Origin of the sequence: Planococcus koreensis (assembly GCF_004761975.1) — a bacterium.
Taxonomy (GTDB): Bacteria; Bacillota; Bacilli; order Bacillales_A; family Planococcaceae; genus Planococcus; species Planococcus koreensis.
Map to the genome: position 1 here is coordinate 1 of NZ_RQII01000049.1, position 22875 is coordinate 22875.

The 22875-nt window shown below is 50.2% G+C and carries 19 protein-coding genes and 1 riboswitch; of the genes, 5 read left to right on the forward strand and 14 right to left on the reverse strand.

Annotation, left to right across the window (positions count from 1 at the left end; genetic code table 11):
• Nucleotides 1-134: 134 nt before the first annotated feature.
• Nucleotides 135-1205, reverse strand: coding sequence for a dual-specificity RNA methyltransferase RlmN (gene rlmN / locus EGV91_RS11500; RefSeq protein WP_135503873.1), 1071 nt, complete (start codon nucleotides 1203-1205; stop codon nucleotides 135-137).
• A 160-nt stretch (nucleotides 1206-1365) separates the two neighbouring features.
• Here rlmN and EGV91_RS11505 point away from each other — a divergent pair, with 160 nt between their 5' ends.
• On the forward strand, nucleotides 1366-1839 hold the full coding sequence (locus EGV91_RS11505) for a VOC family protein (RefSeq protein WP_135503875.1): 474 nt from the start codon (nucleotides 1366-1368) through the stop codon (nucleotides 1837-1839).
• Nucleotides 1840-1887: 48 nt separating this feature from the next.
• On the opposite strand, the gene EGV91_RS11510 is transcribed toward EGV91_RS11505, so the two are convergent.
• The 3 genes from EGV91_RS11510 to EGV91_RS11520 all read right to left on the reverse strand — a co-directional run bounded on the left by EGV91_RS11510 (nucleotide 1888) and on the right by EGV91_RS11520 (nucleotide 5737).
• Nucleotides 1888-3402, reverse strand: coding sequence for an acetyl-CoA hydrolase/transferase family protein (locus EGV91_RS11510; protein ID WP_135503876.1), 1515 nt, complete (start codon nucleotides 3400-3402; stop codon nucleotides 1888-1890).
• A gap of 123 nt (nucleotides 3403-3525) precedes the next feature.
• Nucleotides 3526-4170: a LytTR family DNA-binding domain-containing protein gene (locus EGV91_RS11515; protein ID WP_135503940.1), complete on the reverse strand. Its 645-nt coding sequence runs from the start codon at nucleotides 4168-4170 to the stop codon at nucleotides 3526-3528.
• A gap of 67 nt (nucleotides 4171-4237) precedes the next feature.
• Entirely contained in the window at nucleotides 4238-5737 is a 1500-nt protein-coding gene (locus tag EGV91_RS11520; RefSeq protein WP_135503879.1) for a succinate CoA transferase, read from the reverse strand.
• Nucleotides 5738-5960: 223 nt separating this feature from the next.
• Between EGV91_RS11520 and EGV91_RS11525 the strand changes: the two genes are divergently transcribed.
• Together EGV91_RS11525 and EGV91_RS11530 are read left to right on the forward strand one after the other, a co-directional pair.
• Complete coding sequence (locus EGV91_RS11525) at nucleotides 5961-7160, forward strand: MFS transporter (protein ID WP_135503881.1); 1200 nt, start codon at nucleotides 5961-5963, stop codon at nucleotides 7158-7160.
• A 145-nt stretch (nucleotides 7161-7305) separates the two neighbouring features.
• Nucleotides 7306-8211, forward strand: coding sequence for a MerR family transcriptional regulator (locus EGV91_RS11530; protein WP_135503883.1), 906 nt, complete (start codon nucleotides 7306-7308; stop codon nucleotides 8209-8211).
• Nucleotides 8212-8346: 135 nt separating this feature from the next.
• On the opposite strand, the gene EGV91_RS11535 is transcribed toward EGV91_RS11530, so the two are convergent.
• Together EGV91_RS11535 and EGV91_RS11540 are read right to left on the reverse strand one after the other, a co-directional pair.
• Nucleotides 8347-8532: a hypothetical protein gene (locus EGV91_RS11535; protein WP_135503885.1), complete on the reverse strand. Its 186-nt coding sequence runs from the start codon at nucleotides 8530-8532 to the stop codon at nucleotides 8347-8349.
• Nucleotides 8533-8904: 372 nt separating this feature from the next.
• Entirely contained in the window at nucleotides 8905-10200 is a 1296-nt protein-coding gene (locus EGV91_RS11540; protein WP_135503887.1) for an NCS2 family permease, read from the reverse strand.
• Between the two features lie 183 nt (nucleotides 10201-10383).
• Here EGV91_RS11540 and EGV91_RS11545 point away from each other — a divergent pair, with 183 nt between their 5' ends.
• A complete protein-coding gene (locus tag EGV91_RS11545) occupies nucleotides 10384-11328 on the forward strand; it encodes a nuclease-related domain-containing protein (RefSeq protein WP_241666175.1) in 945 nt (314 codons plus the stop codon).
• Nucleotides 11329-11749: 421 nt separating this feature from the next.
• Here the strand turns inward: EGV91_RS11545 and EGV91_RS11550 are convergent, their stop codons facing one another.
• The 6 genes from EGV91_RS11550 to EGV91_RS11575 all read right to left on the reverse strand — a co-directional run bounded on the left by EGV91_RS11550 (nucleotide 11750) and on the right by EGV91_RS11575 (nucleotide 19568).
• Nucleotides 11750-12961 carry a NupC/NupG family nucleoside CNT transporter gene (locus EGV91_RS11550; RefSeq protein ID WP_135503889.1) on the reverse strand — a complete coding sequence of 404 codons (1212 nt, stop codon included), beginning with the start codon at nucleotides 12959-12961 and terminating at the stop codon, nucleotides 11750-11752.
• A 247-nt stretch (nucleotides 12962-13208) separates the two neighbouring features.
• Nucleotides 13209-16271, reverse strand: coding sequence for an efflux RND transporter permease subunit (locus tag EGV91_RS11555; RefSeq protein WP_135503891.1), 3063 nt, complete (start codon nucleotides 16269-16271; stop codon nucleotides 13209-13211).
• Between the two features lie 121 nt (nucleotides 16272-16392).
• Nucleotides 16393-16644, reverse strand: a complete 252-nt coding sequence (locus EGV91_RS11560) for a hypothetical protein (RefSeq protein WP_135503893.1) — start codon at nucleotides 16642-16644, stop codon at nucleotides 16393-16395.
• A 134-nt stretch (nucleotides 16645-16778) separates the two neighbouring features.
• Nucleotides 16779-17945, reverse strand: coding sequence for a TraB/GumN family protein (locus EGV91_RS11565; RefSeq protein ID WP_135503895.1), 1167 nt, complete (start codon nucleotides 17943-17945; stop codon nucleotides 16779-16781).
• A 104-nt stretch (nucleotides 17946-18049) separates the two neighbouring features.
• Entirely contained in the window at nucleotides 18050-18898 is an 849-nt protein-coding gene (ypfJ, locus tag EGV91_RS11570; protein WP_135503897.1) for a KPN_02809 family neutral zinc metallopeptidase, read from the reverse strand.
• 67 nt (nucleotides 18899-18965) lie between these two features.
• On the reverse strand, nucleotides 18966-19568 hold the full coding sequence (locus tag EGV91_RS11575) for an SAM-dependent methyltransferase (RefSeq protein ID WP_135503899.1): 603 nt from the start codon (nucleotides 19566-19568) through the stop codon (nucleotides 18966-18968).
• A gap of 107 nt (nucleotides 19569-19675) precedes the next feature.
• Nucleotides 19676-19854: riboswitch (Lysine riboswitch) on the forward strand.
• 158 nt (nucleotides 19855-20012) lie between these two features.
• Here EGV91_RS11575 and dapA point away from each other — a divergent pair.
• A complete protein-coding gene (gene dapA / locus EGV91_RS11580; protein ID WP_135503901.1) occupies nucleotides 20013-20903 on the forward strand; it encodes a 4-hydroxy-tetrahydrodipicolinate synthase in 891 nt (296 codons plus the stop codon).
• Between the two features lie 46 nt (nucleotides 20904-20949).
• Here the strand turns inward: dapA and EGV91_RS11585 are convergent, their stop codons facing one another.
• Both EGV91_RS11585 and EGV91_RS11590 read right to left on the reverse strand, forming a co-directional pair.
• Nucleotides 20950-21792: an STAS domain-containing protein gene (locus tag EGV91_RS11585; RefSeq protein ID WP_135503903.1), complete on the reverse strand. Its 843-nt coding sequence runs from the start codon at nucleotides 21790-21792 to the stop codon at nucleotides 20950-20952.
• Between the two features lie 133 nt (nucleotides 21793-21925).
• Nucleotides 21926-22861 (reverse strand): GGDEF domain-containing protein, encoded by a 936-nt coding sequence (locus EGV91_RS11590; protein ID WP_135503905.1) that lies wholly within the window; start codon nucleotides 22859-22861, stop codon nucleotides 21926-21928.
• Between the last annotated feature and the right edge of the window lie 14 nt (nucleotides 22862-22875).

Sequence of the window (22875 nt, forward strand, 5' to 3'; positions counted from 1 at the left end):
AAAAAGAAGGCCGGTTGCCTCTTTCAGACTCGTCAAATGCAGTTTATGCGCGTTCAGAATTTTTTATGCGCGTTCAGCTCAATCTACGCAAAAAAGGCACCCTCTCAAGAGGATGCCTTCAATCCGCATACTTATTAAACTGCGGCTGTTTTTTCTTTTTTGATTTGCTTGCTGCGCAATTGGCCGCAGGCTGCGTCGATGTCGGCGCCTTGTTCGTGGCGGACGCCGCAGTTGATGCCTTTTTTCTTCAAAGCGTCATAGAAAGCGCTGATCGCTTCCGGCGTGCTTTGCTGATACTGGTCGTGCTCGCTGACCGAGTTGTACGGAATCAAGTTGACGTATGACAGGTGGCGCTTGTCTTCAAGCAGCTTCGCCAGCTTATGCGCTTCTTCGACGTGGTCGTTGACGTCGCGCAATAAAATATACTCGAATGTGATGCGGCGGTTGGATTTCTCCAAATAATAATCGATCGCATCCATCAATTTCTCGATCGGGTAGGCTTTGTTGATTTTCATGATGCGCGAACGCAATTCATTCGTCGGCGCGTGGATGGAAATCGCCAAGTTGACTTGCAGGCCTTCGTCCGCGTAATCGTAGATTTTCGGCACGATGCCGCTTGTCGATACCGTAATGTGGCGAGCACCGATAGCCAAGCCTTTTTGCGAGTTGACGACTGTCAGGAAGTCCATCAAATTCGTGTAGTTGTCGAACGGTTCGCCGATGCCCATTACAACGATGTGGCTGACGCGCTCTTCTTTTTGCTGAGCGTCAAAGTGAGCCTGCACTTGCATGATTTGCTCGACGATTTCGCCCGCGTTTAAATCACGGCTCTTTTTCAATAGGCCGCTGGCACAGAAACTGCAGCCGATGTTGCAGCCGACTTGGGTTGTCACACAGACAGAATTGCCGTATTTAAAGCGCATCAAAACGGTTTCGATCAAGTTGCCGTCCTGCAGGCGGAAAAGGAATTTAATCGTGCCGTCAGCGGATTCCTGTTTCACTGCTTCTTCAAGCGTGCGGATTGCAAAATTATCTTCAAGCAAAAGAATGACATCTTTGCTCAAATTGTTCATTTGGGAAAATTCAGTGACGCGTTTAATATACAACCAGTCCCATACCTGCTCAGCACGGTATTTCTTCTGGCCATTCTCTAAAAACCATTCTTTTAATTGATCTATCGTCAAACCATAGATGGAATTTTTCATTAGTAGTACCCTCATTTCGGAATTTCACAATTGCTTATTATAATACTAAATTTCCAGCTTGACAACAACTATTTTCGTTTATACTGAAAAATCTGTTTTCTCCAGAGGAATTAAACCCTTCAAATTAGGGTAATAGCTAGATAGAACAGGAGGCGATAGAATGAGCAGTGAAATTACACATGTCGGACTGGCAGTACCGAATTTGGACCAGGCGATGCAGTGGTATTGCAGCGTATTGGGCTTTTACATATTGTCAGGGCCGACCGAATTTGACGCGGCCGAGGCAGAAGTTGAAAACATCACACAAAATTTGCAAGGACCGGAAATCAAAAAAATGCGTAATGTCCATTTGATGTCGATGGGGGGCGTGGGCATCGAATTATTCGAGTTCCGGGAAGCGGACCTCGATGAAGGGCCGCCAACTGCGCACCGCGGATTTTTCCATATCTGTCTGATTGTCGAAAATGTGGTTGAAGCGATCGAGCGCATCGTCCAGCACGGCGGCAAGCAGCGCAGCCAAATCCACCAAATGAACAAAGACAAAAATCATTACCTTGTTTACACGGAAGACCTTTTCGGCAACATCCTGGAGCTTTCCAGCCGCAGCACATCCGAAATGTACAGCAATCGATAAATCATCAAAGCCGGCCGCTCCCATAAAGGGGCGGCCGGCTTTTCGGGCTTAAACCAATTGTTCTTTTTTCGCCAGCATGGAGCCATGCTTGGCCAAGTCCGCGTGCCAAGAGAATGCTTTTTCCAGCACATGCGGCGTCTGTCCGCCCCGTTCCAGCGCTTCCGTGTAATAGGCGCGCATTTGCTCCCGGTACATCGGGTGGACACAATTCTCGATGATGAGCGGCACCCGTTCCCGCGGCGCCAAGCCGCGCAGATCTGCGTAGCCTTGTTCGGTGACGACGACATCGACATCGTGTTCGGTGTGGTCGACGTGCGGCACAAATGGCACGACACTTGATATATTACCGCCTTTGGCAATCGATTTCGTGACAAAAATGGCGAGGCGTGCGTTGCGGGCGAAATCACCTGAGCCGCCGATGCCGTTCATCATTTTTGTGCCCGACACATGGGTCGAGTTCACATTGCCGTAGATATCAAATTCCAACGCAGTGTTGATGGAAATCAGCCCTAAGCGGCGGATGATTTCCGGGTGATTGGAAATTTCCTGCGGCCGCATGATGATTTTATTGCGGTATTTTTCAAAATCGCCAAAAACCTGTTTCATTTTCGGTTCCGACAACGTAATCGAACAGCAGGAAGCAAAATCGACCTTGCCTGCATCCATCAAATCGAAGACAGCGTCCTGCAGCACTTCCGAGTAGACTTCCAAGTTCTTGAATTCCGAATCGACCATGCCGTGGAGCACGGCGTTTGCCACCGAACCGATGCCTGACTGAAGCGGCGCCAGCTTGTCCGTCAAACGCCCGGCTGAAACTTCAGCACGCAGGAAATCCAGCAGATGACCCGCCATGATTTCCGTTTCTTCATCCGGCTGGACAATTGTCGACGGCGAGTCCTGTTGCTCGGTAAAGACGATGCCGCGTATTTTTTCCAGATCAACTGGAATGCCGATCGTGCCGATGCGGTCATCCACTTTCGTCAACGGAATCGGTCCGCGTTCCCCTTGCTTTCCAGTATCGTAGATGTCGTGCAGCCCTTCGAACAGTTCCGGCTGCGCTAAATTGATCTCCACAATGATGTTCTTTGCGTGTTTTGCAAACACCGAGGAATTGCCGACTGACGTTGTCGGGATGATCATGCCATCTGCCGTTATCGAAAGCGCTTCCACAATAGCAAAATCAATCGGCTCGATGACGCCTGCCCGAATCCATTCCGCAGTATGCGATAAATGATGATCAACGAACAGCATCTCGCCTTCGTTGATCTTTTTGCGCATCGCCGGTTCTGCTTGGAACGGAAGGCGTTTGCCCACAATGCCCGCTTCTGCGAATAATTTATCAATATCAGAACCGAGTGAGGCCCCAGTAAAAACATTGACTTTGAATTTTTCCGTTGCCGCCCGCTGAACCAATGCGGTCGGAACCGCTTTCACGTCGCCCGCCCGTGTAAATCCGCTGAGCCCTAGAGTCATGCCATCAGCAATCCATGATGCCGCTGTTTCCGGCGATACAACACGGTCCTGCAGTTGGGTGGCTTTGATTCGTTCAAATCGCTTTTCCATTTCCCATCACTCTTTCATCGTTTTTAGCTAATTTTAACGCAAGCCTCTTTGAAAAAGCGTAATCGGGTGTGGAATAGCAAGTCTAGGACTGAACCAGCGGAAACGGCAGCTGAACCAGCAGAATCAGAAATCAAGGAGCTTCCGGAAATAACTTGAATACGTCTGGCTGACCGGAATCCGCATGCCATTGTCCATCGCCAGCACAAAAGTCGAATGGGTGTCCGGATAAATCTCTTCTATATGATGGACGTTGACGATAAACGAACGGTGGCAGCGGATGAACAGCTCCCTGGGCAGCACCCATTCGAATTCCTGCAGCGAGTTCTTATGGGTTCCCGAAAAGCCGTCGGTGTGGACATGGGTCTTGCGGTCTTTCACTTCCAGGTATTTGACCTCTTCGAACGGAATCGGCTTCCAGCCGTCCGCACTCTTCACCGTCACCACCGACTTGCCTTCTGTATAGGCCGGATAAATCGCCAGCGCGCAGCCCGCAATTTCGCCGTCTTCCTCAAAAGGCACTGCCATCCCATGGTACGGCACACCAAACACTTCTTTATCAATAAATTCCGATGCTTTATGCCCCGTTGCCAACGCTTTATGGGCGATGGTGCCTTCTTTCACCGGATCCCCTGCTTCGATTTTGAGATCGATCCGCTTGCTCGGCCGGTAATAGATGTATTCAGTTGTATTGGTGACGGCAATTGACACTTCATCGGAAAACAGCGTCCCCATGACATCGAGCAGCGACCCCAGCGTAAATTTATCCATCATGCATTTCCCGCCCCGCTTTCTTTCATTTCATATTAAAACAGCCGGCAAGAACCGGCTGCGGAATTTATTCCTCAAGCATCGACCCGGTTTCCAAGAAACGGGTATGCCACGAAAAGGCCTGTTCCAGCACATGTGGCGTCTGCCCGCCGCGCTTCAGGGCTTCTGCGTAATAAGCGCGCATTTGCCCGCGGTACATGGGATGCATGCAATTCTCGATGATGAGCGGCACCCGTTCACGCGGCGCGAGCCCCCGCAGGTCGGCGTAGCCTTGTTCGGTGACGACGATCTGCACATCGTGTTCCGTATGGTCGATATGGGAAGCGAACGGCACGATGCTTGAAATCTTGCCGTCTTTCGCCGTCGAGCGCGTGACGAAGATCGATAGCCGTGCGTTGCGGGCAAAATCGCCGGAACCGCCAATGCCGTTCATGATTTTCGTGCCGCGCACATGTGTTGAATTGACGTTGCCGTATATATCGAACTCAAGTGCTGTATTGATCGACAGCAAGCCGAGCCGGCGGATGATTTCGGGATGATTGGAAATTTCCTGCGGCCGCAGCATGAGCTTGTCGCGGTATTGTTCAAAATCCCCATACACCTGCTTCATTTTTTCAGGCGACAGCGTAATCGCCGACGCGGAAGCGAATTTCACTTTCCCGGCATCCATCAAGTCGAAAATGACGTCTTGCATCACTTCCGAATACACTTCCAGATTCTCGAACTCTGAGTCAATCATGCCTTCGAGCACGGCATTCGACACCGTGCCGATGCCTGACTGGATCGGCGCCAGGCTGTTCGTCAGCCGCCCGCTCCAGACTTCACTGCGCAGAAATTCGAGGAGATGCCCAGCCATGCGTTCCGTTTCCTCATCGGGCGGCACAATCTCCGAAGGCGAATCCGGCCGGTCGCTGAACACGATGCCCCGAATTTTTTCCAAGTCGACTGGAATGCCGATCGTGCCGATGCGTCCATGGGCATTTTCAAGCGGAATCGGCCCCCGCTTGCCTTGTACCCCGGCATCATAAATGTCGTGGATGCCTTCGAAACCTGTCGGCTGCGCCATATTGATTTCGACAATGACATTTTCCGCATGCTTAACAAAAATAGCCGAGTTGCCCGCAGATGTTGTCGGAATGATCATGCCATCCTCGGTGATCGCAAGCGCTTCAATGATGGCAAAATCGATCGGTCCGAGCACGCCGCTCCGCACCCATTCGGCGGTTTGCGACAAATGCTCGTCAACATACCACACTTCGCCGTCGTTTATTTTTCCGCGCATTACAGGGTCCGACTGATACGGCAGACGCTTTTCCATAATCCCCGCTTCGGCGAAAAGCCGGTCGATATCTGCGCCGAGCGATGCGCCGCTGTAGACGCTCACTTTAAAGCGCTCACTTTTCCCGCGCTCTGCCAGTGCATGCGGCACCACTTTTGCATCGCCGGAATGGGTGAAGCCGCTGAGCCCCAATTTCATGCCGTCCGAAATCCAGGAAGCCGCTTCTTCTGCAGCCACCACACGCTCCCGCAGCTCCTCCGCTCTAATGCGTTGAAGTTTATTGTCCATTCACATCACCTTCCTTGCATTTATTGCGGCGCAAGCCGCCACACATTGCTTTGCAGGAACACAAAGCCCTTTGCCAAACCGCTTTTTCTCCATAAGTATACCCTTTTAAGGGACGAGTTCTCCAGATTGACAAGCTCTTAAAGCTCCCATAATATAGAAAAGTTGATTAAATAAATTCTATTAGATTGTGCACCAGCCGGCTATAGAAGAAAAGAGGCATTCCATGACTACAGACCAACGCAAGAAAATATATATTTTGATGATCAATATGTTCATCGCCATCGCAAGCTTCGGAATCGTTATACCGATTCTTCCCTCATACCTCGAATCCATCAATCAAGGTGGCATGGCAGCAGGTTTGATGATCGCCATTTTCGCCGGAGCACAGTTCCTATTTTCTCCGATTGCCGGCAAATGGGCGGATCAATACGGCCGCCGGCAAATGATCATCTACGGGCTTTTGGGCCTGACCATTTCCATGTTCGTCTTTTACCTGTCGAACGGCATCTGGGTCTTGTACCTGTCGCGCGTCATCGGCGGCATCGGCGCAGCGATGCTCATCCCGGCCATCTTCGCTTACATAGCGGACATCACGACGCTTGACCAGCGCGCGAAAGGCACTAGCTTGGTATCCGCAGCGATGTCACTTGGAATCGTCGTGGGTCCTGGCATCGGCGGATTTCTCGCCGATTTTAGCTTGAAATTGCCTTTCCTCGTATCGGCATTGGTCTCGCTTGCCGCTGTATTGTTCTCAGTCGCGCTGTTGAAAGAACAGGACGCAATCGAAGCGGACCCTGCCACCACGATGGACATGACGCAGAACGAGGCGATGCTCACGAAGATTTTCCGTTCCGTTAGCATGCCGTATTTCATTCCGCTTGTCATCACGCTGGTCATGAGCTTCGGGCTGCTGGCTTTTGAATCGGTCATCGGCCTGTATCTTGACAATCAGTTCAATTCGACCGCCAAGGACATCGCCTTTATGATTACGGCGACAGGCGTCGTCAGTGTCATCGTCCAGCTGTTCATTGTCGACCGCATCGTCCGCCGTTTCGGCGAAGCTGCGATTCTGATCGCTTTCCTCGGCGTTGCTGCCGCCGGTTTTGTGATGGCGCTGTTCGCCGGAAGCTATGTGATGTTTTTCGTGGTGACGCTGATCATATTCCTGGCGACGTCAATTCTGCGCCCGGTCCTTAATACGCTGATTTCCAAAATGGCTGAAGGCGAAGTCGGTTTTGCAATGGGCATGAACAACGCCTATATGAGCGTCGGAAACGTACTTGGGCCGCTTCTTGCAGGCGCATTATATGATATCGACATATCGTATCCGTTTATCCTTGGACTCGTAATGCTCATGATCACGTGGACCATCACAGTCGCATGGCATCGCAGCCGCATTGCTAAAACACGCACCGCGCACTGAAATTCCCATCCCCTGCATCTTTTGCGAAAGATGCAGGGGATTTTTATTGCCGATAACCGATATTGCAAAGGCTCTGGGCTTTACGGCATCCGGAAATAAGTTGTATAATTATTATACAAAAATCTTAAGGAATGTGGGTAATGCTATGTACAACATCAAAGCAGCTGCCAAAATTTTAGATATGCCAAAAGTGACGATCCGTTCGTGGGAAACGCGCTACAGCGCCATTACACCCGCCCGCACGGAAACCGGGCACCGCCTGTATTCAGACCAGAATCTCGAAGACTTGAAATGGCTGAAGATCCAAGTCCAGGAAAAAGGCATTAAAATTAGCGAGGCCGTAAAACAACTGCATTCTTCCAAGAGAAAACCGATCGAAAAAGTGCAGAACCCCGGTGATTTTGACGCGGATACCTACGACAAACAAATTTATGAATTGTATATGGCCGCGTCCGAATTGGATACAGAGCGCTTCAACTACTTGCTGGACTTGAATTTCTCGCTTTTCCATTACCGCACGGTATTCTTCTCTATTGTCGTACCGTTGATGGTGCAAATCGGCAAAGAATGGGAAAACGGCTCGATGCCCGTAGCACACGAGCATTTGATCAGCCACATCATCCAGCAGCGCTTCACGCAATTTTTCCGTGTATTCCCGACATCGCCCGATTTGCCGAAAGTTATGGCGTTCTGCCCGACTGGGGAATACCATCAGCTTGGCTTGATGCTGTTCACGCTGTTCTTGCGCGAAAACGGCTTTTCGGTCATGTTCCTCGGCGCTAATACACCGCTTGATGGATTGGCAAAAATTGTCGAACAGCAAGACGTCCGCATTGTCTGCATGGCGATTTCCGATCCTTCATCCCGCCCGTTAGCCGAGAAATACGTTGCGGAAATCGGTGCCGCTGATAAAAGCGTCCACTTCATGGTAGGTGGACAAGGCGTCATCGAACCGCTGACAACCGGCAATGTGTCTTTTCTCGGCCCGACATACGAGTCTTGGCAGCAGGAATTGGATCGCATCAAAAAACTCCCGTTAAGCAAAGCTTAACGGGAGTTTTTATGTATAGCTTTTATAGCGTTAATGTAAAATGACTTGAGTGACTATAGAACCAATTATCTCCGATTATTATTAATACTACACAAAAATTTGCCAGCTTCCAGGCAAAAAAAAAGACCCCCCTGCTTACAGCAGGTCAAGGTCTTGATAATCTTTCTGGTATGGTCCATTGTCGGTGACTTCAGAATGGTATAGCGCCTTCAGCGCGAAGCCTTTTTCAAGCTCCATCTCTTTCATCAAAATTTTCAAGCGCTTTTTCAATTCAGGATGACCGCTGACGAGCTGTTCCATTTTCGATTTTGTGTATTTCATGGGAATTGCAACTCCTTTCCGGTGTTCTTTGTTCCATTATACCACCGCTCAATAGGAAAACGCTGTCCAGAAATTTCAAACAACCGCTTTCCTCTCTTGAGTTGCGAATGGTAAAGAAATAGCGGAGTGGCAAGAGCGGAACGGATGCATTTCGCAGGCGAAATGCGAAAAAAGCGGGTGGAGCGGTGAAGAAAGTGAGTTTACGTGCGTTCGTGAGGATTTACGTGCGTTCAGGAAAATTTATGCGCGTTCAGCGAAATTTACGTGCGTGCAGGAAGTTTTATGCGCGTTCAGCGAAATACTGAGTATCTTGCCGCCGAATTTATTCTCAAAAAACCCCGCATTTGCCAGGAGCAAATGCGGGGTTTCGTTTCAAATATAATGCAGTACGAAGTTCATCAGGAACAAGCCTGAGATCACGTATAGCGGCACAGAAACTTCGCGCCATTTGCCGATGCCGATTTTGAGGATCGGGTACAGGATAAAGCCGATGGCAATGCCATCCGCGATGCTGTACGTAAACGGAATGAGCGCGATGATCATCAGCGCCGGGAACGTTTCGCTCATGTCTTTCATTTCGATGTTGCGGATCGTCTGCAGCATCAGCCCGCCGATAATGATCAGGATCGGTGCAATCGCACTGTCCGGAATCAGTTTAATAAGCGGAATGAAAAACACGGAAGCCAGAAACAGGACACCGGCAGTGATGGCCGTCAAGCCTGTGCGTCCACCGGCTGTCATCGCCGCAGCGCTTTCGACGGAAGCCACGGTCGGGCTTGTGCCGAATACGCCGGAAGCCATTGCCGACAGCGAAGTCGCCTGGAAAGCACGCCCGAATTTTTCAGGCTGATCAATCAAGTTGACTTGGCCATGGACGAGTCCGATGTTCTCGAACACCATCACCATCGTCAGCGAGAAAACCGCGACCCAAAAGACCATCGACAATGCACTATCGAATGACAGCGCGCCAAAGCCAGCGAAAGCTTCTTGCAGATTCAGCGAAGAATCTCCCATATTGCTCGTATCAATCAAGCCGAAAAACGATGCAATGATGGTACCCGCAATAATCGTGATGAGGAAATTCCCCGGCACGTTGCGGATGAACAAGATAACCGCGAGAATAAGCGTCAATGCCGTTGCCATAACAACCGGATCACTCAGCGAACCAAGCGCCAGAATCGACGCTTCTCCGCGGATGACGAGCCCGCCTTTTTCAAGGCCCAGCAGCATCAGGAACAACCCGAGCCCGACCGTAATCGCTTCTTTCAGCGAATGCGGCACCGCGGCGCTGATCACTTTTGCAAAGCGCGTAAACGCGATCGCCACGAAAATCACACCGGTGACAAAGACAACCGCCAATGCTTCCTGCCACGTCAAGCCCATCGACTGGACCATCGTGTACGAAAACAGCGCATTGATGCCCATGCCAGGAACCAGCAGGATCGGCGCATTGCCCCAGAATCCCATCACGAACGCTCCGAACACCGAGGCCCCGATTGTTGCGATGATTGCCGCCTCGATCGGCATGCCGCCTTCCGATAAAATCAGCGAGTTGACTGCAATGATGTAAACGACTGTAAAAAAGCCGATCAATCCCGCTGTCATTTCGCGTTTTACCGTCGTACCGTTTTTTTGAAGACCGAAGAACCGGTCCATCCAATTAAACATATGTTCAACCTTCTATTAAATTAGCCCTCTCCCTACCCGCTCTGCCTATAAATTTCATAGGTAAGCCAAGACAAAAGTGTAATCCCAAAACGCTTTAGTGTCAAGGGTTGAAGCTTGTCATCTTGTATGGTTTATTGGCGGCTGCGGTGCTATAATTCAGGTACTTTACCCGGAGGTGATCGATTGAAACGATTGACTGAAAATGAAGCATTGGAAACCTTGCTGCTGCGGCTGGCGGACGGCCATCCGCAGCGAATTTTCTTGGAGAACCGGCTGTACCGGACCGCTGGCGGCGAGCGCGGCGAAGCACGCCTGCAATCCCGGTTCAAGGAATTCTGGATAGACGGCGACTTCAAGGTCTTATGGGACGTGAGCCTTGCGCTCGGCGACTGGAAGGTGCAGCTGGACGGCATATTGTTGATGGAACGCTGCGCTTTGGTGATCGAATCCAAAAACATCAGCGGCGAAATCTATTTCAACGAAGCTACAGGCGAATTTTTCCGCCTGAACCTGAACGGCGAGAAAACCGTCTTGGAAGACCCGCGCGTCCAGCTAAGCAAACACATCCGCTTTCTCACCCGCTGGTTTGCGCAGCACAAGATCCCGTTGCCTGTCAGCGGACTGGCAGTATTCACTTCCAAGCACTGCGAATTCATCACCAAACCGCCTGGCGCCCCCATCTGCAAAACGTACCAGATGCCGGACCACCTACTGAAAATGTGGCAGTCCCATCCCCCAAAAACTGCCAGGCTTCACATTGCCAAAGTCTCCAAACTGCTTCTCGCCAATCAAACCCCTTTCAAGCGCCAGCCTTTGTGCCGGCAATACACCATCAACCCAAGTGACATAAAAACCGGTGTTCTGTGCCGCGCCTGCAGCACACTTTCGATGCAGCGCGAAAAGCGCGGCTGGACCTGCACCCGCTGCGGCGAACGCGATGCCGCTGCACACGTTCATGCCGCACGCGAATACTTTTCAATCGTGGACGACTCTCTGACCAATCGCGACTTCCGGAAATTCTGCAAGCTCGAATCGCGGTCAGTTGCATCTCGGTTGCTCAGCAAACTCGAACTCGACACGACTGGTGAATGGAAATCATGCGTCTACCGCCTGCAGAAGAAAAAATAGTTTCTCCCCCTCCTTCGGAATTTTCGGAGGAGGGATTTTTGGCTGAACGCACGTAAATTTTCTTGAACGCGCATAAATCTCGCTAAACGCACGTAAATCCCTACGAACGCGCATAAATCTTCCTGAACGCACGTAAATCCTCACGAACGCGCATAAACTCACTTTCTTCACCGCTCCACCCGTCTTTTTCACATTTCGCCTGCGAAATGCATCCATTCCGTTCTTTTCACACCGCTTTTTCTTCACCATTCACCACTCGCAAGCCATAAAAACAAATTCAAAGGCTGAAAAGGATACTTTTCGCCAGCGAAAAGCTTTTTATAAGAGATAAAAGACTACATCCTACAGAAAAGAAAGCAGGCTCTCAAAACAAAAAAGCCTCACTCGCAGTTTCCCGCGGGTGAGGCTGATCTATATTCTATTAAACGAACATACCGGCGATTGCTGCGCTTAAAAGCGATGCAAGCATACCAGCCGCAACAGCGCGCATGCCGAGGCGTGCGATGTCCGGGCGGCGGTTTGGTGCAAGTGCGCCAAGACCGCCAAGCAGGATGGCGAGTGAGCTTAAGTTAGCAAATCCACATAACGCAAAGCTGACAACCAATACTGTTTTAGGTGACAGGTTAGCAATTTCCGGGGCAAATGCAGTGTAAGCAACAAATTCATTCAACACCAATTTCTGGCCGATATAGCTTCCGGCTTGTACAGCTTCTTCCCATGGCACGCCGATTGCGAAAGCAAGCGGGGCGAAGACGAAGCCAAGGATGCCTTGGATTGTCAGGTTATCCGCTCCGAACCAAGAGCCGATTCCGCCAAGCATACCATTCAGCAAAGCGATTAACGCGATGAACGCAAGAAGCATCGCACCGACATTCAACGCAAGCTGCAAGCCATCTGATGCACCGCGTGCAGCAGCGTCGACGACGTTGACCGATGACTGGTCTTTTTCCATGACGAATTCTTTTTCAACGATTTCTTCTGTTTCCGGCATCATGATTTTCGCCATGATCAAACCGGCAGGAGCGGCCATGAAACTTGCCGCCAACAGGTATTCAAGAGGCACGCCCAAGAGCGCGTAACCCGCCAGTGTAGAACCGGCTACTGAAGCCAGTCCGCCTGTCATAACTGCGAACAATTCCGACTTCGTCATGTTGGCGATGAACGGACGGATAACGAGCGGCGCTTCCGTCTGGCCGACGAAGATGTTTGCCGCTGCGGAAACGGATTCCGCTTTGCTTGTTCCAAGCAATTTCGACAGCGCGCCGCCAAGAATTTTGATGAACCATTGCATGATCCCTAAATAATACAAGACGGAAATCAATGAAGAAAAGAAGATGATGATCGTCAGGACTTGGAATGCGAAAACGAAACCGAAGTTTGCTGCGTCTGCCGCTGGCCCAAATACGAAGTTGATCCCTTCTTTTGCGTAATCAATGACGTTTTGCACTTTATTGGAAAGCCATAATAAAGCGTTTCTACCCAATTCCCATTGCAGTACCATGAACGCGAATGTAATTTGTATTGCTAAACCGCCCAAAATAGTACGCGGCTTGATTGATTTACGTGCACTTGACATTAAAAAGGCAAGTCCCAGGACGACGAATACACCGAATATACCCCATAAGAAATTCACATTTTCACCTCATTGTTTTATTCAACCTGAAACGCTTACATTCCAGATTGGTTTTCCTTAAAGCTAGTCCTCTGTCGTCAGACATCTTACCAAATCCACAAAGATAAGTAAATGTATAATCCGTGACAAATCTTTAATAGGAAAAATGTTTAAATGCAATGAAAATTCGAACTAAGGCATCTTTTCCAGTCGCTATCCTTTCCTTTCCCATATTATTACCCACCGATTCATTAAAAAAACACGCAGCTTATCGCTGCGCGCTTACTTTATTTTTTCGATGGCTGATCCGGTAAAACACAAGGTATAATGCCGGAATCATCACCAAGGTAAAGAGACTGGAGAACGTCAGCCCTGCGATAATCGTAATTGCCAATGCTTCAAAAAGCGGATCTCCCGTCAGCGCGACCGGAATCAGCGCGACAATCGAAGTTACAGAGGTCAAAACGATCGGCTTGATACGGGCATAGCCGGATTCAATAATCGCTTCATCAATATTGAAATTGCCGGATAGCCGGCGCGTTTCCACAAAGTCGATCAGCACGACGGCATTCCTTACAACAATCCCCGTCAAGGAGACAATCCCCATGACACCAAGGAAACTTAATGGGGTCTGTGTCAAGAATAGGCCGAGAATTGCGCCCGACACACCCAAGTACACAGCAATCAGCACAAGGAATGGCAATCCGAACGATTTGAATTGGAACGCAATGACCAAGTAAACAAGCAAGATGACAACCAGGAACAAGACTCCGATTTCAGTGAAGAATGCTTCCTGATCGGAATTTTCTCCGCCTGTCGACAATTCGTAGCCCGACGCCAAGTCTTCTTTCTGCGCATCGACCACTTCAAGCATGCTGGCTTCAAAATCGGCTGCATCGCCAAACGCTTTCAATGTAATCGCACGTTCGGCTTCCTGATGCGGCACCTGTGCCAAAGCAGTTGTCTGTTCAGGGGTCAGCAATTCATCCAAGCTCACCAACGTCGGCGGACCTGGCTGTGCTTGCGGTGAACCAGCGGGCACTTGGAAGTCAGCCAAATCGATGTCCTGGCCGCTCTCTATGCCTGACTGCTTCACTGTCACTTCATACGGCTTCTGCCCTTCGTAAATGCTGTAGAGCGGAACTCCTTGGGTCAAGAACTGCAGCTGCCCTGTCACCGTGCTGAGCGGAATGCCGTTCGCTTCAAGCGCTGCCTGATTCGGCACGTATTCCACAGCAGGAACCGGATCTCCCAGATTATCTGTGACGACGTCTGCGCCATTCTCCAGCATCGCCGCTTTTAATTCGTCGCGCAATGCAGTCAGTTCCTCGAGGTTCTCGCCTTTAATCGTCACAGTTACCGGAGCACCTGCTGGCGGCCCTTGAACGATTGTATCCAGGAAAATTTCCGCTTCCGGGTATTGGTCGCGCAACTCCGGCTGCCATTTCTCAATAAAGTCGGCTGCCGTCGTTTGTTCGCGGTCAATCCGGATCGCTACCTGTCCTGTATTGGAGCCGGTATTATCCATCGAAGAGGCGAACAAATTCGGCAAGCCTTCACCAGTGAAAATCGCAATTTCTTCGATATTTTCGTCTTCTCCCCTTAACTCTTCCGTAACGTTAGCGAGGAATGCATCGGTTTCTTCAATCGAAGTCCCTTCAGCGAGGCGGACGTTCATCGTCACCTCTTTGCGGTCAGCTGCCGGGAAGAATTCGAATGGCGTGAAGAACGCCAACGCCAATAGCCCTGTTGCCAGCACCAATCCGCCGATGCCGATCCAGAGCGGGCGCTTCAATACGCCGCGCAGCACTTTATTCGAATAAAACAGCGCCAGCTTCTCAAGCGGTTTGCCCAGGAAACCTGGTGTATCGGATATCTTTTTCGAGCGGCGTTTCGTCTTCAGGTATTGCATCATCGGCACCAAGGTAATCGACAGCACCGTAGACGCGATGATTGTCGTGATGAGAATGCTCGGCAATGCTTTGATGAACGCACCATTGCCGCCAGACAGCAGCAAGAGCGGAGAAAACGTTACAACAATCGCCAAACTGGATGCGATGATGGAAGAAAACACTTCTTTGACGCCATTGACAGCGCCATCCAATGGCGAGTCGCCCAATTTGTAGCGTCGCTGGATGTTATCATTGACAACGATGCTGTCATCGACCAAAATACCGATCGCGATGATCAGGCCGATAACCGAAATCTGGTTCAAGTCGACGCCCATCGATGGAATCGGGATCATGCCGATCAAGACGGATGAAAGAACTGTCACCGCTACGACGAATGCACCGAACAGCGTCAATCCGGCGGTCGTCACGACGAGCACCGCAAGTACGGCAATCAATAGCGAGACGTATAAGCCTTCAAAAATCGATGTGACATTTTCAGCCTGTGATTCATAGCGTTCCGCTTCAACGCCAGCTGGCAAGCCTTCATTGAACGCATTGATCACTACGGAAACTTTTTCGTCAACTCCTGGGACATCTTGTCCCCCTTGCAAAAATACCGTATACGAAATGGCGCGTTCACCTTCGAACGTCACGATATCTTCCGTTTCGCCATCCACAGTTTCAATCACTGCGATGTCTTCAAGCGGTACTGCAGCGGATCCTACCTGCAGCTTCTTCAATTTCTCGATGCCCTGTTCCTGCTGCACCGTCAAAACTACTTGCTCGTTGCCATTGTCATGAGTGCCAAGCGACAACGGCTGGTTTGACTGTTGGAGCGACTCCAGCACTTCAAACGGCTGCAGGTTGTTTGCTGCCAATTGCTCCGCTTCCAGTTCAATAAGGATCTGCTGGCTGTTCAAGCCTTTGACAGCAGTGCCGGCCACGCCATTCACCGCTTCCACTTCTTCAGACAGATCGGCTAATGCCTGCTCCATACCGCGGAGCTCTGCTTCATCCCCGTAGAACATATACGATACGAGAGGGAATGTCAGATCCAGCTTTTCTACGGATGGCTGCTGCGCCTGTTCCGGGAAGCTGCTCGATGCACGCTGCACCTGCTGCTGCATTTCCGTCACCAGTTCATCGGGATCGAATCCATCTTCCAATTCAAGCGTGATGATGGAAGCGGAATTCGCTGACACCGATTGCAGCGACGATACGCCATCCACTTTCTGCAATTCCTGTTCGATCGGATTGGTGATGGCTGTTTCGATTTCCTCAGGGCCGGCGCCTGGCAAAATTGTTGACACCAGCACAAGATTCGGCGGCGTCTCCGGAATTTCCCGCTGAGGCAAAGTGACAAATACATAGGCGCCGATAACGGTGAAAATAAAGATTAAGAATAGGAATAATTTGCTGCGATCCAATAGGTATTTCATGACGCGCCTCCTTTATTTATATGTATAACTATTGTATGACATTTATATAATAAAAGCTAAATCGGCAACCGAAAATTGCAGAAAAAAGAGGACCGGAGTTCTCCGGTCCTTTTCCTTGTGCTCAATGCATATGCTGAGCGCGTTTGTGCTTCATGAAATACGCTGCAGCAAAAATCAATAGCGGCGGCACCATGCTCAATTTGAACCACATGCTGCCGCTTCCGTCAAAGGCGATCAGGCCCATCGGCAGAAGCAAAGCTGCGCCGCTCCAAGCGAGCGCTTTCCATGACCGTTTCCACAATCCATAGATGAACAACACGACCGATGCGATGACCAGCGACCAGAGCAGGATTCCCATAAGGAATAAGCCCATGATTTGTTCCTCCCCAACCGTAATGTCTTTCTCTCTATCTGTTTACTTCTCTATACCCGTTCTCAAACCCTTTCAATGCGTGCCCAAATAAAAAAAATCCGGGCGCATAAAGCGTCCCGGATTCTCGATTCTGCTTATAGGTTTTTCAGGAATAAACGAATGACGTCTGCCCCGCCGATGATGTTTCCAGCAGAAGTGCCGATGTTCGTCAGTACGACAACAAGCAAGACGCGTGTGACTTTATTGTCCCAAAAGCCTTTGAGGGTAAAAACGTCTTTCGACAAAGTTTCAAAATCGCCGACATTCGGGCGGCGGACATACGCCTGCATCAGACCGGAGAACCAGCCTGCAGCGAGCAGCGGATGGAGCGCGCCGACAGGGCCGCCGACAAACGCCGTCAGGATGGCGAGCGGATGGCCGAACGCCAATGCTGCGCCGATTGCACCAAGCGATGCCGTCCACAGCACCCAGCTGATTGTGCCATCAATGCCCGCGGCGGGATTATTATAGAAGGTGACCGCGAGCAGGACCACCAGCAAAATCGGCAGCGCCCAGCCCAGAATCTTCGGCCACTTCGATTTCGGCGGCACTTCTGATAATTTCTCCAAATCGTGTTCGCGGTGGATTTCCTGTGTAATTCCCGGTACGTGAGCAGCGCCAAGCACCGCGACCACTTTTTGGCCTGGCGCATCTTTGATTTTTTGGGCCAGGTATTGATCCCTTTCATCGATGAGCGGCTTTTTCAGTTTTGGAAACGATTTGGTGAAATCGTTCAAGACCGCATTCAGCGTATCCTGTGATTTCATCTTTTCAAGGTCTTCCTCTGAAATCGTTTCGCTGCTGAAAATGCTGTAGAACACGGATGTCAGCAGCTGCGCTTTGCCCATAAAGCCGATATTGCTCCAGATGCGGGAAAACGTGACCTGGATGTTGCGGTCGGCAAGCACCAGCTCGGCGCCGGTTTCTTTGGCGGACTCAATGCCTTGAAGCATTTCCTGCCCCGGCTTGATGCCGAACTGATCGGCCAAACGGTTCTGGAACGAGGAAATGGCCAAATTCATCAGCAGCAAGCTCGATTTCTTTTCCTTGATGACTTTGAAAATATCAGTTTCTTTCCACTTGCTCTTGTCAGTCACCGACTGGTAGCGCTGGGCGTCCAGCTCGATGCAAACCGAATCCGGCCGCTCCGCTTCAATGACTTCTTTGACCTGCACCGCGCTTTGGCGCGAAACGTGTGCTGTACCGATGAGAATGATTTCCCGGCCGTCGATGTGCAGACGCGTTATATTTTCTTCATGCATGGATTTACTTCCTTCACAGAACTTAATTTCCCTCCGCCGCAAGGCGAAAAGACTGTCTATTTCAATAATGAATCACATCGCCGAAAATATCAACTATTGGCGCGTCAAAGCCCTTTTGCGTTGAACGTATTGCCGTTGCGCAGATCGCCATGTTCAAAGCCTTTATAGAACCAGCGCTTGCGCTGCTCCGACGTGCCGTGCGTAAAGCTTTCCGGCACGACATAACCGCGTGAGCGCTTCTGGATCGTATCATCGCCCACCGCACTCGCTGCCGTCATCGCTTCTTCCAGGTCTCCTTCTTCAAGAAGGTCCATGCCTTGCGCATGATGCGCCCAGACGCCGGAATAATAATCCGCCTGCAATTCAAGCTTCACTTGCAATTCGTTATAGTCTTCCTCGCTCAGCTTATTGCGCATCGGCTGTACCTTGCCCATCGTGCCGAGCAGGTTTTGCACGTGATGCCCCACTTCATGCGCAACAACATAAGCCATCGCGAAATCCCCGGGTGCCTGGAACTGGGTCTGCAATTCTTCATAGAAGCTCAAATCGATGTAGAGTTTCTGGTCGCCGGGGCAATAAAATGGCCCTACTGATGCGCCAGCTGTGCCGCATGCCGAATCGACGCTGCCTGTATAAAGCACCAAGGTCGGCTCCTCATATTCCAAGCCTTCTTCTGCGAACACTTCCGTCCATACCTGTTCGGTATCCGCGAGAACGACCGATACAAATTCCGCCAGTTCCTCTTCTTCTTGGGTAGCCACATAAGGTTCATTTGATTGCTGGGCGCCGCCCATTGTATCCAATATAGCGTCCGGGTCGCCTCCGAGAAATGATATCAGCAAGACAATAAGCAAGCCGCCGATGCCGCCTCCGGCAATCAGGCCTCCGCCTCCGCCCCCTCTGCCTCTCCTGTCTTCAACGTTGCCGCTGCCCGCTCTGCCTTTCCATTTCATCTTTTCCCTCTCCTCGCCAATCACTTTTAATAAGCTATACCCCGTTCGGTACTGCTTTTAATCCATTTTAAAGGAGCCGATAAATTAAAAATCGCTCTCTTAAATCGCCTTCTACTCCCGGCAATTCGATTTCCCGGAATTGTTCAAATGCCGTGCTATGCTCCAAATAGCCAATGTAATCATCTGACGGGAAGAATAAGATCAGCTCGACAGACCGCGGCGAGCGTTCTGTGGACTTCAGGATATTATTGATGACCGAGATGAAAATCTGAACGGAAAACGGGTTGAAAAAATAGAATTTATTGTCGCGGGGATGAATCCGGTATTGTTCAGCAAGCGTGCATGTGAAACGGATCCTCCCTTTTGCCGTGGGCCGCTTTTGCACGTATGATTCCAGGTTTTCACAAGCCTGTTGGTGAAGGCCTTGATCCATTTCCACACCAGTTGTTGCCGCACCGAACAAATGGTGCACCAAAAAATTGAGGCGTCCTTTGCCGGAGCCGAAATCGACAAGCTGGTCGGTTTCCGACAAGCGGTGGTTGTTGAACAATGCCTCAAGCAGTCCGTATGGTGTCGGCTCGTAGCGATTGTAATGGAAAGAATCATGGAATCCCTGCTGGATGCCCGCAGTGTGGATGTTCAGGTCGTGGTCGTATTGGCGTTCGTCCATCAAAATCTCCTCGATTCTTTATGTAATCAAACCTTGTATACTTGCAATTCAAGCAGGAATTTGGTAAAGTCTAGCTAATTCAATAATTTCTTGCTCCGCTTTTACGGAGTGAGGATAGAGGCGCAAAAACCATCAGTAAACAGTTCGAGGATGATGAGATCCGGCGACAGCTGTTGAAAGGGGGATTTGCCGAAGTGGCCAGGCGCTCATTGCCGAAGCTGCTGGGTCTGCATTAAACAAATGCAGGACTGTCATATAGGAGACTATATGGGGGGCTATCTGACGCATGGATTGGGCGCTTTACACGCCAATCCTATCGCAGCAACGAGACCCCTCGTTGCTGCTTTTTTGTTTTTCCGATACGCTTGCAGCCTCTGATTACGCACGATCAACGCAGCAGCAGACAATACAACAGACCAAAAAAATGAGAAAAGGGTGGTATTTATGAATTTCGGACAAGTAGTGACAGCAATGGTGACGCCTTTTGACGCAAGCGGCGACATCGATTTCCCAGCAACTGCAGCCTTAGTGGAACATTTGATTGAAACCGGGAGCGATGCATTGGTGGTAGCCGGCACTACAGGCGAATCGCCGACTTTATCAGCGGACGAAAAAATCGATCTTTTCAAGTTTGTCGTCGACACGGTCCAGGGCCGCATCCCCGTCATTGCGGGAACCGGCTCAAACAACACACGTGCTTCAATCACGTTGACGCGCGGCGCAGAAGAAGCGGGTGCTGATGCCATCATGCTGGTGACACCATATTACAATAAACCTTCACAAGAAGGCATGTTCCAGCATTTCCAAGCGATTGCAACAGCCACTCATCTGCCAGTCATGCTATACAATATTCCGGGGCGCAGCGTCGTCAATCTGTCGGTCGACACCATTGTGCGCTTATCGGAGATCGATAATATCGTCTCCATTAAAGAAGCAAGCGGCAGCCTGGACGCAGCAGCCGAGATTATTGAGCGCACACCGGATACGTTCAGTTTATACAGCGGCGATGACGGCTTGACGCTTCCGCTTCTTGCCATCGGCGGAGCTGGCATCGTTTCTGTAGCCGCCCACATCATCGGCCGTGAAATGCAAGAGATGATTTCGAGCTTTAAAGCCGGCGATACTGCAAAAGCCGCGCAGCTTCACCGCACACTCCTGCCAGCCATGAATGCGCTATTTGCTGCACCGAATCCGGTTCCTGTTAAATCAGCTCTAAACTGGGCAGGCATAGCGGTCGGCGGTGTACGCTTGCCGATGATTCCATTGACGGAACAAGAAACACTGACGTTACAAGAAACTTTAGCGCCGGTCGTAAAAACGGCAGCTACACAATAATTAAAAAAAAACCCGCTGAAGCGAAGGCTTCAGCGGGTTTTTTGCATCAAATTTCAGCAGTCAGTTTTTTAAAGGCTTGCTTCAAGGTGCCGCCAAGCGCCAGCTGCCGGACATCAACGCCTAAATGCGTAATCGTCTGGGCTATTTCTGGCCGGATGCCGGTCAGGACTGCGTGCACGCCGATCAGTTTCAGCGATTCGACCAGCCGGATGATTTGTTGCGCCACCATCGTATCGACTTTCACGACGCCCGACAAATCAATGATTAACGTAGAAACGTCCAAGTTTCCAACCGATAGAAGCGTTTTCTCCAGAATGTGCTCTGCGCGGTCCACCTCGATTGCGCCGACAAGAGGCAAAATCGCAATTTCGTCATTGACGGGCACGACTGGCGAAGACAGTTCCAAATACTCTTTCCGCGCTTCTTCAAGATTTTTTTGATACGAATTAATGTAAGCGAAGCTATAGGAATACGCCGCATGATCCAGCAGGCTGTGGAAAAATTCCATAACGTCGAAAAGCACTTCAAGTTCGATGCCTTCATGGACAGCTTCCGACTTGATGACTTTGCTGATATGCTTGCGGTAAATATTCGTTTCTGCCAAAGCGCTGTCGAGCATGATGCCTTCTTTCAGGAAATAATTCCCGGTGGCATGGCCCCATTCTGTAATTTCATCATACGCTTTTTGCGGATCCAAGAAATTCTTGATGGATTTTCCGATCAAGCCGATCAGCCCTGAACGGAATTCCACAACCGCTTTCAATAGTTCTTCATAGCCTGCGATATCCGACGGAGCAGCATCTTTAAATGCCTCTTCCTGAATCAATTGGGCGATTAAATATTTATCTTCTTCCACCCGTTGGCCAAGCAGTGTAATTTCCCTTTTCATGTGGTACCCCCTGGAGTAGCATTAATCATTCTTTGACATTATTATACCTGCCAATAAAGGGTTTAGGATACTCCAAATTTTTCCGCCAAAAACTTTCATGAAATTATTGCCCGGGAAATAAAAGCGAGCCCAGTCAACCGACCGTCACACAATTGCGCCCTGCATTTTTGGATGCATAAAGCGCTTTGTCTACGCGCGCAAAAAGCTTGGTGGCTGTGTCTCCAGGCTGGTAGTTTGTAACACCTATGCTGACAGTGACCGGAACATGCTGCCAATCGGCCATTTCCAGGTTTCTGCATAGCTTCTCACCAAGTTGTTCGGCCCACTCAATGCTATAACCCGGCATCAGAATAATGAATTCTTCTCCTCCCATTCGGGCAACAGTACCTTCATCTTCAGTTTCGTTCAAAAGTTTACCCGCCAATTCCTGCAGCACCGCATCGCCCATTTGATGGCCATAGGTATCATTGACGCGCTTGAAAAAATCGATATCCACTGCCAGCAGCGATAACGGAAAACCGAATTCTGATTTGACGAGCAATCCTGCTAGTTCCTGTTCCAAATAGCGGCGGTTTTTCAAGCCAGTGAGCGAGTCGACATTTGCAAGCTGATGCAAATCGGCATTGAGTCTTTCGAGCTCTGCTTTTTTGCATTTCACTTCACCAAGAAGATGCTGCAGTTCTTCGTAAGCTGCCGCTGTCTCACGATTGATCTGTTCTGCGTTTTGCTTCGCTTGAAGCAATTCTCTTTCGTATTCACCGCGGATGGTCATTTCGATCATAGCACATTCAAAGCGCCCTTCCCTCTCCACTGCATTCATCAATACAGGAACAGAACCGGCTGCACCTTTGATTGTCAGAAACATTTCGTTCACTTTGCCGTGAAGGGTGATGGCCGGCAAGAAATATGTCTGAAAATAAACCATCGATGCGATCGTCAACATTTCGTGAAAATGCTTCGGGCTTTTGTTGCTAAGCATGTTTCGCATCGCTTCATTCATTTCCAGCACCTTAAGCCCACGATCGAAGACTAGGTATGCCAAAGGCGCGAATTGCAATTGCTTTTCCATAACCGGCCACACTC